This window comes from Carboxylicivirga longa (assembly GCF_050589825.1).
GTDB lineage: Bacteria > Bacteroidota > Bacteroidia > Bacteroidales > Marinilabiliaceae > Carboxylicivirga > Carboxylicivirga longa.
Map to the genome: position 1 here is coordinate 248,075 of NZ_JBNGOZ010000005.1, position 16,912 is coordinate 264,986.

Annotated in this window: 13 protein-coding genes; 11 read left to right on the top strand and 2 right to left on the bottom strand. The window is 46.0% G+C overall.

The window, feature by feature from the left end:
• The first annotated feature begins 56 nt into the window (after positions 1–56).
• From ACRD7A_RS06535 to ACRD7A_RS06560, 6 genes are all read left to right on the top strand, one after another.
• On the top strand, positions 57–3,278 hold the full coding sequence (locus tag ACRD7A_RS06535; protein ID WP_430810330.1) for a SusC/RagA family TonB-linked outer membrane protein: 3,222 nt from the start codon (positions 57–59) through the stop codon (positions 3,276–3,278).
• Positions 3,279–3,316: 38 nt separating this feature from the next.
• Positions 3,317–4,900 carry a RagB/SusD family nutrient uptake outer membrane protein gene (locus ACRD7A_RS06540; RefSeq protein ID WP_430810331.1) on the top strand — a complete coding sequence of 528 codons (1,584 nt, stop codon included), beginning with the start codon at positions 3,317–3,319 and terminating at the stop codon, positions 4,898–4,900.
• Positions 4,901–4,981: 81 nt separating this feature from the next.
• Complete coding sequence (locus tag ACRD7A_RS06545; protein WP_430810332.1) at positions 4,982–5,839, top strand: PI-PLC domain-containing protein; 858 nt, start codon at positions 4,982–4,984, stop codon at positions 5,837–5,839.
• A gap of 24 nt (positions 5,840–5,863) precedes the next feature.
• Positions 5,864–7,018, top strand: a complete 1,155-nt coding sequence (locus ACRD7A_RS06550; RefSeq protein ID WP_430810333.1) for an alkaline phosphatase — start codon at positions 5,864–5,866, stop codon at positions 7,016–7,018.
• Positions 7,019–7,023: 5 nt separating this feature from the next.
• Entirely contained in the window at positions 7,024–8,487 is a 1,464-nt protein-coding gene (locus tag ACRD7A_RS06555) for a PA14 domain-containing metallophosphoesterase (protein WP_430810334.1), read from the top strand.
• Between the two features lie 16 nt (positions 8,488–8,503).
• Positions 8,504–9,487 (top strand): metallophosphoesterase, encoded by a 984-nt coding sequence (locus ACRD7A_RS06560; protein WP_430810335.1) that lies wholly within the window; start codon positions 8,504–8,506, stop codon positions 9,485–9,487.
• Between the two features lie 400 nt (positions 9,488–9,887).
• Here the strand turns inward: ACRD7A_RS06560 and ACRD7A_RS06565 are convergent, their stop codons facing one another.
• The gene (locus tag ACRD7A_RS06565; protein WP_430810336.1) at positions 9,888–12,149 is read right to left on the bottom strand and encodes an aconitate hydratase; all 2,262 of its coding nucleotides are present in this window, start codon (positions 12,147–12,149) and stop codon (positions 9,888–9,890) included.
• A gap of 184 nt (positions 12,150–12,333) precedes the next feature.
• On the opposite strand from ACRD7A_RS06565, the gene ACRD7A_RS06570 reads away from it, so the two are divergent.
• The 5 genes from ACRD7A_RS06570 to ACRD7A_RS06590 all read left to right on the top strand — a co-directional run bounded on the left by ACRD7A_RS06570 (position 12,334) and on the right by ACRD7A_RS06590 (position 15,427).
• Positions 12,334–13,578 carry an ABC transporter permease gene (locus ACRD7A_RS06570; RefSeq protein WP_430810337.1) on the top strand — a complete coding sequence of 415 codons (1,245 nt, stop codon included), beginning with the start codon at positions 12,334–12,336 and terminating at the stop codon, positions 13,576–13,578.
• Between the two features lie 112 nt (positions 13,579–13,690).
• A complete protein-coding gene (locus ACRD7A_RS06575; protein ID WP_430810338.1) occupies positions 13,691–14,140 on the top strand; it encodes an SDR family oxidoreductase in 450 nt (149 codons plus the stop codon).
• Between the two features lie 11 nt (positions 14,141–14,151).
• Positions 14,152–14,325 carry a Lacal_2735 family protein gene (locus tag ACRD7A_RS06580; RefSeq protein WP_430810339.1) on the top strand — a complete coding sequence of 58 codons (174 nt, stop codon included), beginning with the start codon at positions 14,152–14,154 and terminating at the stop codon, positions 14,323–14,325.
• An 80-nt stretch (positions 14,326–14,405) separates the two neighbouring features.
• Positions 14,406–14,867: an SRPBCC family protein gene (locus ACRD7A_RS06585; RefSeq protein ID WP_430810340.1), complete on the top strand. Its 462-nt coding sequence runs from the start codon at positions 14,406–14,408 to the stop codon at positions 14,865–14,867.
• A 5-nt stretch (positions 14,868–14,872) separates the two neighbouring features.
• Positions 14,873–15,427, top strand: coding sequence for a CIA30 family protein (locus ACRD7A_RS06590; RefSeq protein WP_430810341.1), 555 nt, complete (start codon positions 14,873–14,875; stop codon positions 15,425–15,427).
• 309 nt (positions 15,428–15,736) lie between these two features.
• Here the strand turns inward: ACRD7A_RS06590 and gap are convergent, their stop codons facing one another.
• The gene (gene gap / locus ACRD7A_RS06595) at positions 15,737–16,744 is read right to left on the bottom strand and encodes a type I glyceraldehyde-3-phosphate dehydrogenase (protein WP_430810342.1); all 1,008 of its coding nucleotides are present in this window, start codon (positions 16,742–16,744) and stop codon (positions 15,737–15,739) included.
• Between the last annotated feature and the right edge of the window lie 168 nt (positions 16,745–16,912).

Sequence of the window (16,912 nt, forward strand, 5' to 3'; positions counted from 1 at the left end):
GGACATGCGCCAACATGTCCCACAAAAAAGATTAAAATTTAAAACACGACAAAATTATGAAAAAAGAATATTTTTTCATTGAATACCGTAATTTCATGCCAGTATCGAAATGGTTAAAGATTACAAAATTAGCCACCTTGTTACTTTTCATGGGAACCTTACAAGGTTTTGCTCTCAATGGTTCAGACCAGACAGAAGAGGAGTTTAAAAAAGAACCAGGTGCGAATGCATTAGCCTTGCATGAATCAATTGTGAATAGTGAAGACCAGGTTGGTAAGCTGCAGGATGTTCAGCTGCTTACCGGTAAGGTTATTGATGCTTCTGGTGAGCCGATTCCTGGCGTAACCGTTTCCTTAAAAGGCACAACAATCGGTACGGTCACCAATTTTGACGGGGAATTTACCCTTTCAACAGATCAAACGGGCGACGTGCTGTTATTTTCTTTTATAGGTATGAAAACGGTTGAAGTGCAGATTGACAACCGCGAAGTCTATGAAGTGGTGATGCAGGACGAGACTGTTGGTCTTGAGGAGGTTGTAGCCATTGGTTACGGTAAGGCTAAGAAAGGCGAATTGTCAACGTCCATCGCCACGGTAGAAGGGGTTGAAAAAATGAGCAGCCGTGCCATTAAGTCAACCGAAGATTTTCTGCAGGGCAATGTGGCCGGCGTAACAGTGGTGCAAGATGGTGGCGACCCCACGAGCACCCCCAATGTGGTGATTCGCGGAGTCGGTTCGGTAAACAACGAGTCGCCCCTGTGGGTGGTGGATGGCATGCCTTATTATGGTGGGCCTTTAAACCCGAACGACATCGAGAGCATGACCATTTTAAAAGATGCGGCATCGGCTTCTATTTATGGTGCACAGGCTTCTTCTGGTGTTATAGTGGTCACCACAAAAAGTGGTAAAGAAGGTAAGCCAAAGGTGAATGTGGATCTTTACACGGGTGTGCAAACAGCCAATAAGCTGCCAACGCCCTTAACGGCTCAGGAGCAGAGCATGGCTTACAATATTGCCACCGATAACGCGGGACAAGGACGTTTGCCGGCGCACGACGCGGCTCAAAACCCATGGGGTGCTGTAAACCGTACCAACTGGGTGGATGCCATCTTTAGAAACGCCAGCGTGTATAATGCTAATATTTCGCTTAGCGGTGGTAATGATAAGGGACGTTATATGACCTCGTTTAATTACCAGGATCGGGAAGGTTTATTAGTTGGTACCAATTCTAAGAAGTTTGGGTTTCGTATGAAGTCGGAGTATGACCTCAGTGATAAAATTACCGTGGGCGAAAATTTTTATCTGACGCATAACAACGCGGTGGGCGCAAATACCAGCTCCAGCTATTCGGGGGCCATTATTAATGCCATTTACATGCCTTCGGCGGCACCTGTTTATGATGAGGATGGTGCCTATCATGGGGTAGCCCCTGAAGGGTCGATCTTTGCAGGTGCCTATGGCGATGTTTATAACCCGGTGGCCTTATTAAAACGTCCCAATGTAAACAATCCAACTACTACCTATAATGCCAATGCATATATCGATGCCGATATTGTTGAGGGCTTGAAGTTCCGTTCATCGTTTTCTTATGATATTGTGAGCGATGATTATAAAAAGTTTACGCCGATGATTCCGGAATCCGGGCGGCGCACAGAAATGAATTATCTGGATCAAAGCTGGTCGGATCGTCATAAGTGGATTTGGGATAACCAATTGACCTACAATGTGGATTTTGGCAAGCACAAGCTGGACTTAACCGGTGTGTATTCATCTCAGAAAACCAATTACGAAGCTAACGACGTTCATTTGCAGGGATTCTCGCAGGAAGCCGATTGGTACCAGTATATGGAGAATGGTGAAGAGATGATTGAATGGGGTAGTGACGTTTACGAAGATGCTTTAACCTCGGCCATCGGACGGGTGCGCTACAATTACGCCGATAAATATTACCTGTCGGGTAGCATTCGTTCAGATCGTACCTCCCGATTAGACAAGGCTAATAACAGCGATGTATTTTCTTCAGTTTCTGCTGCCTGGCGCGTGTCATCTGAGCCCTTTATGCAATCCCTGAGCTGGATTAATTCATTAAAGCTTCGCTTATCGTGGGGTCAGATTGGTAATATTCAATCGGTGGGTTACTATGCTTACAACGTACCGTTGTCATCGCACCGGCCTTACTTGGGAGCACAACCGACATACTTGCCCGGTTATTATGTGGGACAGCAATCCAACAGAAACCTTAAATGGGAGACCTCTGAGACTTATGATGCCGGCATTGATATGACTTTGCTGGATAATAAACTGGAAGTAGTGGCCGATTATTTCTGGAAATACACCAACGATATGATTATGACCAATTCGGCTGATCCGCATACGGGTGTAAGTAAAGGGCCTACCTCCAACGTGGGAACGGTTAAAAACTGGGGCTATGAGTTAGGACTGACCTACCGCGACCACAGCAAGCCGTTTAAGTATTCAGTGGGCCTTAACCTTTCTTCGATACAAAATGAGCTGCAGGATTTAGAAGGTTACACCAGCGACTATATCGCTCATAATAACAATGTACGTGGTACCTTGTATCCTTACCGTTCGATGCCCGGTGAATCGTTGTACTCTTTCTACCTGATACCTTGTGAGGGTACATTCAAGAGTCAGGCTGAAGTGGATGCCCACGCCCGGAATGGTGCCCTGATTCAGCCCAATGCCCAGCCCGGTGATCTTAAATTTACCGATGTAGACGGCGATGGACAAATTACCGATGGTGATCGTATCTTCCATGGCAATGCCTTCCCCGACTTTACCTATTCCATGAATTTCTCGGCCGAATACAAGGGGTTTGATTTAGCTATGCTATGGCAAGGGGTTGGTCAAACACAAGTATTTAATGGTTATAAATACTCGGCCTATAATATGGCAGAACAAACATATAACCGCGATAACCGTGTGCTGAATGCCTGGTCGGAAAGCAATAGGGGCTCAAACATACCACGCCTTCAAACCGTTGACAATAACCGGAATTTTGGAACCAACTCAACCTGGTACCTGGAAGATGCCGCTTATCTGCGCCTGAAAAACCTGACCTTAGGTTACACCTTACCAGCGTCTACATTGAATAAATTAGTTGAGGGCTCGTCATTGCGGGTTTATGTTTCAGCGGAAAACCTACTGACCATCACCGATTATTCCGGTATGGATCCTGAAGTAGGAGGTATTGGTTTCGATGTGGGTAACTATCCTGTAGCCCGCGTATTGTCGGCCGGTTTATCGCTTTCTTTTTAAGCTTCAAACAAATCAAACAGAATAAAAGAAAAATAGTGATGAAAAAGATTCAATTATTAAAATATATATTACCTGCACTGTTAATCGGAAGCCTGATCAGTTGTTCAGACGATTTTACCGACCTGGTGCCCAAAGGAAGTGCCACGCAGGGTAACTTCTGGCAAAATGAGGCCGATGCCCTGGCGGGTGCCAATGCCATGTACTATTACATGAAAGATGAAGACATGTTTACCCGCGGTTTTATGTGGTACATTAATGCCTCCGACGATATGATTACAGGACGGGTGAATGCCAAAGCAGATGCGGCTGTTTACTTTAACCTGAGTGGCGACGAGGGGTATTTCAGTTGGATGTATCCACAGAGTTATAAGGTGATACGCCGGGCCAACGATGTGATTGCGAATGTACCTGCTATCGATATGGACGAAAACCTGAAACAGCGCATTCTCGGTGAAGCTTATTTTATGCGTGGCTTCCACTATTTCTGGTTGGCACACACCTATGGTGATAATGGCGCTAACGGCGGTGTACCCATCATCACCGAAGCCAATATGTTTGACGACCAATTTACCCGACCGGCCAGTGTGATTGACAATTACGAGCATATTGTCAGCGATCTGGAAAAGGCGGCTGAGCTCTTGCCATTATTTACTGAATACGCCAGTGAAGACCTGGGGCGGGCGCATAAAGATGCTGCGTTGGCTTATATCGCTAAAACGAATCTGTATTGGGCACAATACGATGAGTCTAAATGGGCCGAGGTGGTGCGCTATTGCGATATGGTAACGAATTCGGGCTCTAACAGGCATGTGCTGGATACGGATAATCCGGATCTTGACTTCCGCAATGTATTTACCGCTGAGAACGATTTTGGACCCGAGTATATCTGGTCGGCCGTTTCGGGCGTGGATGCCGGCAGTAAGTTACCCGGTGTGATGCTGGAGAACAAAGGCTGGGGCGATTACAATGGTTGGGGTTATTATCAGCCAACATTAGAGTTGTATAACGCTTTTGAAGCAGGTGATGCGCGTCTTAAAGCTACTATTTTAGAATTCGGACAGGAATTTAAATGGTTTGGCGAAACCCGTCAATACGCCTCACAAAACTCACAAAGTGGCTTCCAGTTTAATAAATACATGGAGCCTTATGGCTATGACAATCCGGTAGGAACGACCATTAATCCTAATGGTAATGCACCTACAACCATTGCCGATGTGCCCATCTTGCGCTATTCTGAAATTGTGCTGATGAAAGCAGAGGCCTTGCTGATGCAAGGACAAAATGCGGATCTGGATATTAATGCCATACGCGATCGGGCTGGCTTAGCGCTACTAAGCGGCGCTACCATGGATGATCTGAAGCAGGAGCGCCGGGTGGAGTTCGCCGGTGAGTTTGCCAATCGCCACTTCGACCTGGTTCGCTGGGGCGATGCAGATAGCATTTATGCTTTGCCATTGCACGGCCGCGAGCATGCCGATAAAACGGATCCTTCATCGGCGTATACCATTAAAGAAGTGCGTCCGGCGCGTCCGCAGTTTGACCCGGAAGTACATCATGTATGGGTGATTCCTAATAATGTGATTGATGTATCGGGTATTGAGCAGAATAAAGGCTGGAAATAAAATAATTCCTGTGTTGATAATAATGTGATTTCAAGGATGCCGGGCTCTTTATGCTGTCCGGCATCCTTATTAATACTAGAAATGATGATGAAAAGCCTGTCTATATTTTTCCTTATAGCCTGTTTGTTAGCGAATAGCCATGCATTTCCGCAAAAGGCGGGAGGGTCTCCACTGGCTTGTGCGGCCGGTCATGCCCATAACGATTACCGCCACACGCATCCTTTGCACGATGCCCTCACTTACCGTTTTAAAAGTATTGAGGTGGATGTTTTTCCCCTGGGTGATTCACTCTATGTGGCACACGACGATTACGAAATTACTGAAGGTCGTACGCTTCCTTCGCTTTACCTTGATCCGCTGTTAAAAGTGGTGAAGGATAACCAGGGCTCTGTTTATGGCGATGGCAGCGAGGTGTTGCTTGTGATTGACATTAAAAGAGATGCTGTTCGCTCGTTTTTATTATTAGAGCAAATTTTATCCGATTATCAGTCCTTACTATCCACTTACGATGAAGCCGGCCTGACTAAAAAGGCGGTGAAAGTGATTATTTCCGGTGGAAGGGCGATTGACACCCTGCTGACCCGTAAAAGCGGTCACATATTTTTGGATGGGCGCATGAATGAGCTGGACACAGCGATACCTGCCCATCTGATGCCTTTAGTAAGTGGTGCATGGGGTGATTTCTTCAGCTGGGATGGCACAGGGCTTATGCCTGATGTTGAGCAAAAGCGCTTGGCTTCGCTGGCGGGCAAAGCGCGTGCAGCCGGTTCGCTGCTGCGTTTTTGGGGAGCGCCCAATCATAGCGCTCAAGTGAAGCGTAATGTGTGGAACTGTTTATCTGCCGAGCCCAACGTACTAATTGGGGCGGATGACTTAAAAGCTTTGCGCACATTTTACACCGAAAAAGCCGGTCAATACCCCTTAAGTGATAAAAAATAAATACCTCCAAAAGACGATTAAGTTATGAAGATAATGAACTATTTAGGGCTGCTTATGGCTGCCATTCTCATAGTGGCTGCCCCAGCTGCAGGTCAGTCGCAGAACAATCAGGCTGCTGAAAAATTAACCTATACCAATGCGCAAGCCTATCAGAAAGTGACTTTAAGTCAAAAAAAGGCGCGAAAGCTAAAAAATGTTGTGCTGATGATCGGCGACGGGATGGGGCTTCATCAGGTTTCAGCTGCCTGGGTTGCTAATCATGGCCAACTCAACCTGGATCAATTTCCAACCGTGGGACTCATGCGTACCTATGCGGCTAACCGATTGATCACCGATTCGGGGGCAGCCGGAACGGCCATGGCCACGGGACAAAAAACCAATTATCATTCCGTCGGTGTGGACACGGTAGGGCGTCCCTTGTCGTCGCTGGCCAAGCTGGCCCATGAGAAGGGTTTGTCAACCGGCGTTGTGGTTACCTGTAATCTGACGGATGCGACGCCCGCTACCTTTTGTGCTCACCATAGTGATCGGGACCAGGAAGAGCAATTGGCTCTTGACTTTTTAAGCTGTGGAGTGGATTATATTTTCGGAGGTGGGCGAAAGGTGTTCACGCAACGAACCGATCAGCGTAACTTAATGGCCGAGATGGAAGCAGCCGGTTATCAAACACCATCGAACTGGTCTGCCACTAAAGTGCTTGAAGGGGGCAAGGTGTTTTCCGTTTTGGAAGACGGTCAGTTGCCTCTGGCAGCCGAGCGTGGCAGAGTGTTTCAGGCGGCTTGTCTGCATGCTTTGTCGCTGCTTGATAATAGCAAAGATGGCTTTTTTGCCATGTTTGAAGGTTCACGGATTGATGATTGCGGGCATTGGAATGATGTGCCCAAATTGATGGAAGAAATTTTTGATTTTGACCAGACCATTGGACGGGTGTTGCAATGGGCCGAGCAGGATGGTGAAACACTGGTGATTGTGCTGGCTGACCACGAAACGGGCGGATTGACCTTACTGGATGGCGATATCGAGACAGGTCAGGTAAGCGGTCATTTTTCTACCGGGGGGCATTCGGGCATCCTGGTGCCGGTGTATGCCTATGGTCCAGGCGCCGAACTATTTGGCGGTATTTATGAGAATACCGAGGTGTTCGAAAAGATTGTTAAATTGCTTCAACTTAAACGCTAGTAATTATGGGTTTAATTAAAAAATATACAGCCTCTTCTTTTTGGCTATGCCTCCTGTTGGTGGGTGTACCGTTTATGGCTCTTATAGGACAGGAGCAGTCAGCTTTGCGCTTTAATGACGGTGGCACGTTTAAAATAGCCCAGTTCACCGACCTGCATTGGAAATCGGGTTCAGCCAATTGTGCCAAAACCATCGCCACCATACAGCATGTGCTGGATCTTGAGCAGCCTGATCTGGTGGTACTCACCGGGGATGTGGTTGTGGAGGTGCCGGCTCATAAGGGCTGGCTTGAAGTGGCTGATATTTTTATCAATGCTGAGGTGCCCTGGGCCGTGACCCTGGGTAACCACGATGCCGAGCCGGACATCTCACGCACGCAGGTTTTTGATCTGTTGGAAGACTTGCCTTTTTTTATGGGGATAAAAGGGGATGTGAGTGGTATCGGGAATTACGTGTTGCCCATTAATGCATCGGACGGCGCTAAGGAAGCAGCGCTTCTTTATTTCTTCGACTCCAATGCCTATGCCGAAGATGAAGAAATCTCAAATTACGACTGGATTCAGTTCGATCAGATAGACTGGTACCGCCGGGCGAGTCAGCGATTTGCGAATAAAAATGATGGGCTCCCTTTGCCGGCTCTGACCTTTTTCCATATCCCCCTGCCGGAGTATAAACACATAGTTGGTGCGGCAACAACGGTAGGCGATCAGTTGGAAGGGGTGGCTGCCCCGGCGCTTAATTCCGGTATGTTTGCCTCAATGCTGCAGATGCAGGATGTGATGGGTGTTTTCGTGGGACATGATCATGATAACAATTACATTGGTCTGCATAAGGGTATTGCCCTGGCTTTTGGCCAGGTGAGTGGCTACGATGCCTATGGCGAACTCGACCGGGGTGGACGCATCATCGTGCTGAAGGAGGGTGATTTTTCTTTCGAAACATGGATACGAACGGGCAGGGAGAAGATGCATCACTATTATTATCCGGCTGGCATGCCGGCACCTGACCCCAAAACCGTGTTTTTGCCGGCTACCAAGTTGGATAAGGTAAAACCGGGTATTCGATATACCTATTACGAAGACAAGATACAATCGACAGCCGAGCTGGCCGGCCTGAAATGCCTGAAGTCAGGTTATATCCCTAATATCTCACTTAATCCGGCTGAGGTGGATGATTATTTTGGCTTTATGTATGAAGGCTGGCTGAAAATACCCCAAACAGGTAATTACCGTTTTTACCTGCGCTCCGATGATGGTTCGCAATTGCTGATTGATGATCAACTGTTAATCGATAATGATGGTGGCCACAGTGCGCGTACAAGAGAAAATGAAATAGCGTTGGAAGCCGGGTTTCATAAAATCAAGGTGCTTTATTTCGAAAATTATATGGGGCAAACCCTGGAAGTGGGGCTCACGGGTATTGGCATTAAAAGGCAAGCCTTGCCGGATATTTTCTTGTTTGTTGAATAGTTTAAAACGATTAGCTGTGAATAGAAGGGATTTTCTCAAATATAGTGGCTTGCTCTCATTCGCCGCGTGGGTGCCCAATAGTTGGGCAAGCAATGTGTCACCAGCTTTTGACCTTACCTTTTTAGTGGGCGCTGACACTCATTTTGATGAGCCCCCGGAGACCGATCAGTATAGGCAGGTGCAGGCCATGAATAAGGTGCCGCAGCTAAAGTGGCCCGCGCAGATTGATGGTATTAAAACAAATTTTGCAAGTGCCGGTCAGTTTATCGAAGGGATACGCGGCCTGGTACTGGCCGGTGATTTGGTCGATCGGGCCCATCCGGCCGCACTCAACCTGTTTAAGCAGCGCTATGAACAGGGGCCGGGTGACCGGCATATTCACTTTCCTACCTACGTGGGTTTGGGTAATCATGATGTGAACCCGGAAGTGGAGGCCGGCCTGCTGGCACAACGGCGGCAAATGATGTGGGACTATGTGGATGCCCGACATAAAGGGGCAGCGGCACCCGTGCCAGTTACTAACTACGATGCCTTATCGCGAAACTATTCTTGGGATTGGGAGCACGTGCATTTGGTGCACGGCCAATTGTATCCGGGGGATACTGCCTTTGGTCAAACATCAAGTCTTGATTGGTTAGCCGATGACCTGGCCCGGCATGCTGCACATGGCAAGCCGGTGGTGATATTCCAGCATTACGGTTATGATGAATGGGCCATCAAGTGGTTTGATGCCGCGCAACTAAAGAAATACCGCAAGGTTATCGCTCCCTATAATGTTGTAGGCATTTTTGCGGGACATACTCACGAGGCCATTAATATGAAATGGCAGGGGTACGATGTGTTTGAAGTGAATAACGCCTGGTGCCAACCTAATGAAGATGGAGATGGGTCTTTTGCCATCGTTCGGATTACAGATAGGTTCTTGCATATGATGACCTGCAAATGGATGGCTAATGGTGAGATCAGTTTATCCGGGCCCTTCCTGAATAAAACATTCTAGGGTTGATAAAGAGCCGGCTAATTATACTGGTGCTTGGTTTACCTGCGCCAATACCCGGTTTGGGAGTTAATCATTAAAGCGGTCAGGATAGGTCAGGTTTGAGGCTCGATCTGAAAAGTTTTACCAATATTCAGGTGGCCACCCTGCGTTGGAGGCTGGCCGCTTAATTTATGATGCTATGCCTCATCTCAGGGTACTAAGGTGCAAAGGATATGTTACCTTATAAGTATCATAACAAAGCCCTGCCATAAGATCATCTGTTCTTAAGGCAGGGCTTTTTTTGACTCAATACAATATCCGACAAATCGTGAGTTGAAATATTTACTTTATTTTTTGCGCCTTGCAAATCTGTCTTATCTCATTACTCACTACTCATCACTCTCTTACTCACAACTCTCTCTTACTTTCCTGCTTTAATCAGGTTCAGTGCCGATCCGGCTTTAAACCAGGCAATCTGCTGCGCGTTGTAAGAGTGGTTGGCTATAATTACTTCTTTGGAACCATCGGCATGTACCACTTCTATCTGCAGTGGCTTGCCCGGAGCAAAGGCATTCAGATCGAGGAAGTTAAATACATCATCCTCCTGAATCTTATCATAGTCGGCCTCGTTGGCAAAAGTTAGCCCCAGCATACCCTGTTTTTTCAGGTTGGTTTCGTGTATGCGGGCAAAGCTTTTCACCAATACGGCACGCACCCCCAGATGGCGTGGCTCCATGGCGGCATGTTCGCGCGACGAACCTTCGCCGTAATTGTGGTCGCCTACCACTACAGTAGGAATACCGGCTGCTTTATAGGCACGTTGTGCAGCAGGTACCTCCATATATTCCCCTGTTAATTGATTCTTCACTTTGTTAGTTTCGTCGTTGAAGAAATTAACGGCACCAATCAGCATGTTATTGGAAATGTTATCCAGGTGACCGCGGAAGCGTAACCAGGGACCGGCCATGGAGATGTGATCCGTGGTACATTTGCCTTTGGCTTTAATCAGCAGTTTAGCACCGGTTATGTTTTGGCCATCCCAGGGGGCGAAAGGTGTCAGTAATTGCAGACGTTTACTGTCTGAATCTACAACCACTTCTACGCCAGATCCATCGGCTGCGGGTGCCTGATAGCCGGCATCTTCAACAGCAAAGCCCTTCGGAGGCAGCTCATAGCCTGTTGGCTCATCCAGTTTCACTTCTTCACCTTGGGCATTGGTCAGCGTGTCGGTGATGGGGTTAAAGCCTAAATCGCCGGCAATGGCCAGGGCCGTTACCAGTTCGGGTGAACCTACAAAGGCATAGGTGTTGGGATTACCATCGGCCCGCTTGGCAAAATTCCGGTTAAAGGAATGCACAATGGTGTTTTTCTCTTGCTTTTCGGCTCCCGTTCGATCCCACATACCAATACAGGGACCGCAGGCATTGGCAAATACTTCGCCACCCATTTGGTTGAAAGTATCGATTAAGCCGTCGCGTTCAATGGTGTAGCGAACCTGCTCGGAGCCTGGTGTTATTTTAAATTCACCGGCGGCACGCAGATTTTTATCAGCTGCTTGTTTGGCAATAGAGGCTGCTCTTGATATGTCTTCGTAGGACGAATTGGTGCACGAACCAATTAATCCGACTTCCACCTGTAGCGGCCAGCCGTTTTTCTCAGCTTCTTCACGCATTTTTGATATGGGCGTGGCCTTATCAGGCGTAAATGGACCGTTCAAGTGGGGCTCCAGGGTGTTCAAATCAATTTCGATGACCTGATCGAAATATTTTTCAGGATGAGCATATACTTCGGCATCACCGGTCAGATGTTCCTTTACGGCATTGGCCGCCTCAGCCACATCGGCACGATCCGTAGCCCTCAGATAACGCTCCATGGCTGCATCGTAGCCAAAGGTTGAGGTGGTGGCACCAATTTCAGCGCCCATGTTACAGATGGTTCCTTTACCGGTACAGCTTAACGACTCGGCACCTTCACCAAAATACTCAACAATGCAGCCGGTTCCTCCTTTCACGGTTAACAAACCCGCTACTTTCAGGATGATATCTTTGGGGGCGGTCCAGCCATTTAGCTTACCCGTCAGTTTAACCCCAATCAGCTTAGGGAATTTAAGTTCCCAGGGCATGCCGGCCATTACATCTACTGCATCGGCACCCCCAACACCAATGGCCACCATACCCAGTCCACCGGCGTTAACAGTATGTGAGTCCGTACCAATCATCATACCACCGGGAAAAGCGTAATTTTCCAGCACTACCTGGTGAATGATACCGGCACCGGGCTTCCAGAATCCGATACCATATTTGTTTGATACTGAGCTTAAGAAGTCATATACCTCTTTATTGCTAACTGTTGCGGTAGCCAGGTCTTTGTCGGCACCCACCTTGGCCTGTATCAGGTGATCGGCATGAACGGTTGAGGGCACCGCCACTTTTGATTTGCCGGCCTGCATAAATTGTAGCAGTGCCATCTGTGCGGTGGCATCTTGCATGGCCACCCGGTCGGGGTTGAAATTAACATAGGAGGCACCCCGCTCAAAGGCAGTCTTTGGCAGACTATTAGCCAGGTGGGCATATAAAATCTTTTCGGTTAATGTTAGGGGGCGATCAAGTAAGCGACGTGTTTCATCCACTTTATCCGCCAACCCGGCATACACCTGTTTAATCATTTCAATATCAAAAGCCATTTTACTATCGGTTTAATATTATTAACGTCGGAATTCTTTCGGTTTAAAAGGGTAACAAAGCTACTAAAAACTGAATATTTATCATCATTTTTGTAACAGTTCAGAGTCGATTTGGTTGTAGGCTGTGGGCATTGAATTTCTTTTACTAACTTAATGCCAGATTATTGAAAGCAATCGAACTGCTATGAAGCTAACTCTCCTGTATGAAAATCTGCGCATTGCCCTGGGGGCCATACGTACCAACCTGTTGCGTACCATACTCACCATTCTGATTATTGGTATTGGCCTAACGGCGCTCATCGGTATTTTAACAGCTATATCTTCTATAGAAGCCACCATCAGCAGTAAGTTTACCGGCATGGGAGCCAACTCCTTTACCATTGAAAACCGGGGGATGAATGTGCAGATTGGTAAGCGTAAGTTACGCAGCAAGCGATATGGTTTTATTTCGTTCCGTGAGGCTATGGAGTTTAAGTCAGATTTTACTTTTCCTGCCCTGGTAGCCGTGTCACACAATGCCACAGGAGCTGCCACGGTAAAGCACGCCTCGGATCAGTCCAACCCCAATGTAAGAGTTATTGGGGTGGATGAGAATTTTATGGATGTGGAAGGCCATAGCCTGGCGCGGGGACGTAACTTTACGGCGCAGGAGATTCGTGATAATCGTTATGTAGCTGTATTGGGCAGTGCATTGGCTAAAAAGATATTTCCCAATGGTGGCAATCCGGTAGACAAGGTGATTTCTTCGGGTGGTATTAAATATCGTGTAATTGGCGTGCTGGACGAAAAGGGAGCCGGCTTTGGGGCGCAGAGCGATAACCTACTGCTGTTACCGGTAACCAATGTTCGACAGGTTTTTAGTCGTCCGGGTATGTCTTATAAAATTGTTGTTAAAGCCCTTGATAGCAGTCAGGTTGATGTGGCTATCTCAGAGGCCACTGGTCTGTTTCGCATCATCCGCCGGCTGACCATTCACGATGAAGATAATTTCAACATTAACAAGAGTGATAATCTTTCGCGCCTGCTCATAGAAAGTACAGGTACCGTTACCTTGGTGGCTTCTTTCATTGGCCTTATCACCCTGTTGGGTGCTGCCATTGGCCTGATGAATATTATGTTGGTGGCTGTAGTTGAGCGCACCCGTGAAATCGGAATTCGTAAGGCCATTGGAGCGAGCAGTAAAGCCATCCGTAATCAGTTTCTGTTTGAGTCCATTATTATCGGACAGCTGGGAGGCATCGTGGGCATTGTTTTGGGTATTTTAGTGGGCAACCTAATGTCGATGGTGCTGCAATCAACCTTTATTGTGCCCTGGAATTGGGTGGTGCTTGGGTTTGTCGTTTGTTTGCTTGTGGGGCTCAGCTCAGGACTGATGCCTGCCATCAAAGCCGCAAAGCTTGATCCCATCGATGCCTTGCGTTATGAGTGATTGATTGCCCTTGGAACTAATTGTTTAATAAAATCTGAAAATCTTTAAACAAATTAATCATATTGTGGTTTCATACTAAAGTTCTGTTTATAAGAGGATAGAAGCTAAAGTTATGAAAACAGTATTGATAATTGGTGCATCATCGGGCATAGGAAAAGCCTTAGCTCAATTGCTAGTGGAGAAAGGATATAATGTGTATGGTACATACAATAGTGCAGCGCCTGCTACTCTGCCTAATAATGTGGAGTACCATCACTTGGATGTAATGTCTGATACTGTTGATTTTGATTATTTACCATCTAGTCTGGATGCCTTGGTCTATTGTCCGGGATCAATAAAGCTAAAGCCTTTTCATCGCATCTTACCCGAGGTATTTACCCTTGATTATTCCTTGCAGGTTCTCGGCGCTATTAAATGTATTCAGCGGACATTACCTCGCCTCAGTGCATCCGGCAATGCTTCTATCATTTTGTTTTCCACGGTGGCTGTACAGCGTGGGTATAGATTTCATTCATTGGTATCGTCATCGAAAGGCGCCATCTCAATGAAAAGTATCAACTAAAATTAATGATCATGATTTGGAAAATATTTAAGAAATCGCCGGCTGAAAAGTTGCATAAAGAATATGAAAAGCTGATGAAGGAGTCATACCGCTTGTCGCGCGTGGACCGTAAGGCAGCTGATGAAAAGTACGTGATGGCCGAAGCTGTTATGACTCGCCTGCAGGCCTTGACTGCAGATAAATAGTTTGATGATTACACAGTTTTTATACCGAATGATAACGGGAATTGTCTTGTGAGGGCAGTAACCAACGAAAAGCATAAAAAATGGCCTTCTACCAATTTCAGCGAAAGCAATTACTAAATGCATCACTCGACGATGTGTGGGATTTTATTGCCACCCCGGCTAATTTGAGCAGGATTACGCCTCCTGCGATGGGCTTTGATATATTAACGCCGAATCTGCCTGAGCAAATGTATCCGGGTATGATTATCCATTATCGGGTTAAGCCAATGCCATTTTATATTACGGAATGGGTTACTGAAATTACCCATATAAAGCCAGGTGCGTATTTTGTTGATGAGCAACGCGTAGGTCCCTATGCCTTATGGCATCATGAGCACCATGTAAAACAAGTAAATGGCGGGGTGGAAATGGTTGATATAGTGTCGTACGTGCCGCCCTTTAAATGGATTGGTGGTTTGGCCAATTGGCTGTTTATAAATAAGCAGTTGAATAATATTTTTAAATATCGTACCAAGGCTTTAGATGATTTTTTTTTAAAATAATCGGTATGAAATGGAGTGTGCAGCTAATTTATATTTGCTTAATAATGATGGGAACTATTATGGATACAGAGGCTCAAAAAGTACTGTTTGATTTTAGTGATAACAAGGATATAGCGGATTGGCAGATTATCAACGACGGGGTGATGGGTGGTTTGTCAGAAAGTAAGATGCTTATTAATAAGGATGAGAACGCTGTCTTCTCAGGCAGTGTTTCACTTGAAAATAATGGCGGCTTTGCTTCCGTTCGATACCGTTTTAGTCTAATAGTAATGAACGATTATCGATGTATTGTGCTTCGGATCAAAGGTGATGGAAAGGGTTATCAATTGCGAGTGAAAGAAAATAGTTATGATAGACATGCGTATATCTCCTACTTTCAAAGCTCTGGCGAGTGGCAAGTGATCGAGATACCATTGGAAGATATGTATCCTACTTTCAGAGGTAGAAGGCTGGATATGCCTAACTATCCGGGGGTGCGGATGGAAGAGCTAGCCTTTTTAATTGCCAACTATCGACAAGAGTCCTTTCGGCTTGAAATTGATTATATCCATTTAAAGTAAAGGTGTCATTAAGTTTTTTTTCTCTACTGATACGCTACTTTCAATAAATCTTGTACAAAAAGTATTGACACGGCAGGACTTATGTCTTATTATTACGGTGTATTTGTGATGCATGTAAAAAATAAACAGGCTGTCGTTAGTTGCTGAAGGTTTATTAATAAGTAGGACAATTTTTAAATTTTCATTTTGGGTTAGTAATTTTAAAGGATAGGGCTCTCCTGCAGCTATTGATGCCTGTTTTAAGTTTCAGTCACATATAAAAAAAAGGCTTCCGCTATGGAAGCCTTTTAATATGATTGAGGGAATCAATTATTTTACTGAATCCATGTACTCGATCAATTCACATACTTTAGCTGAGTAACCCATTTCGTTGTCGTACCATGATACAACTTTTACGAAAGTGTCAGTTAAAGCGATACCCGCTTTAGCGTCGAATACTGAAGTTTGAGTTTCGCCGATGAAATCGTTAGAAACAACAGCGTCTTCAGTGTATCCTAAAATACCTTTCAATTCGCCTTCAGAAGCTTCTTTCATTGCAGCGCAAATCTCTTCGTAAGAAGCACCTTTTGCTAAGTTTACAGTTAAGTCAACAACTGATACATCAGGAGTTGGTACGCGGAAAGCCATACCTGTTAACTTACCGTTCAGCTCAGGAATTACTTTACCTACAGCTTTAGCAGCACCAGTTGATGAAGGGATGATGTTCTGACCAGCACCACGTCCACCTCTCCAGTCTTTCATAGAAGGACCGTCAACAGTTTTCTGAGTAGCAGTAGTAGCGTGAACAGTAGTCATCAAACCGTCAACAATACCGAACTTGTCGTTCAATACTTTGGCGATAGGAGCTAAACAGTTAGTTGTACAAGAAGCGTTAGACACGAAAGTCATATCGTTAGTGTACTTGGTGTTGTTAACACCCATTACGAACATCGGAGTGTCGTCCTTAGAAGGAGCAGACATAACTACTTTCTTAGCACCGGCGTCGATGTGACCCTGAGCTGATTCTTTTGTTAAGAAAAGACCAGTTGACTCAACTACATAGTCAGCACCCACAGCACCCCATGCAATGTCAGCTGGGTTTCTCTCAGCAGTAACGCGGATTTCGTCACCGTTAACAATTAACTTACCATCTTTCACTTCAACAGTACCGTTGAAACGACCGTGAGTTGAATCGTACTTCAACATGTAAGCCATGTAATCTACATCGATCAAATCGTTGATAGCAACAACCTGAACAGTTCCTTTAGCTACAGCCTGACGGAAAACGAAACGTCCGATACGGCCAAACCCGTTAATCCCAATCTTGATTTTTGACATTTTATTGCTTTTTTAAGAATTGTTTTGATAAGGTCTTCAAAAATGCATCGCAAAAGTAGCAAATCATAGGCAATTGGTCAAGAAATCTGAAAATGATTTTCTTAATAAAATTTAAAAAGGCGATGCGAAAGGAGTATTGAATAATAGGAAGATAGCCCAAAGCAACAG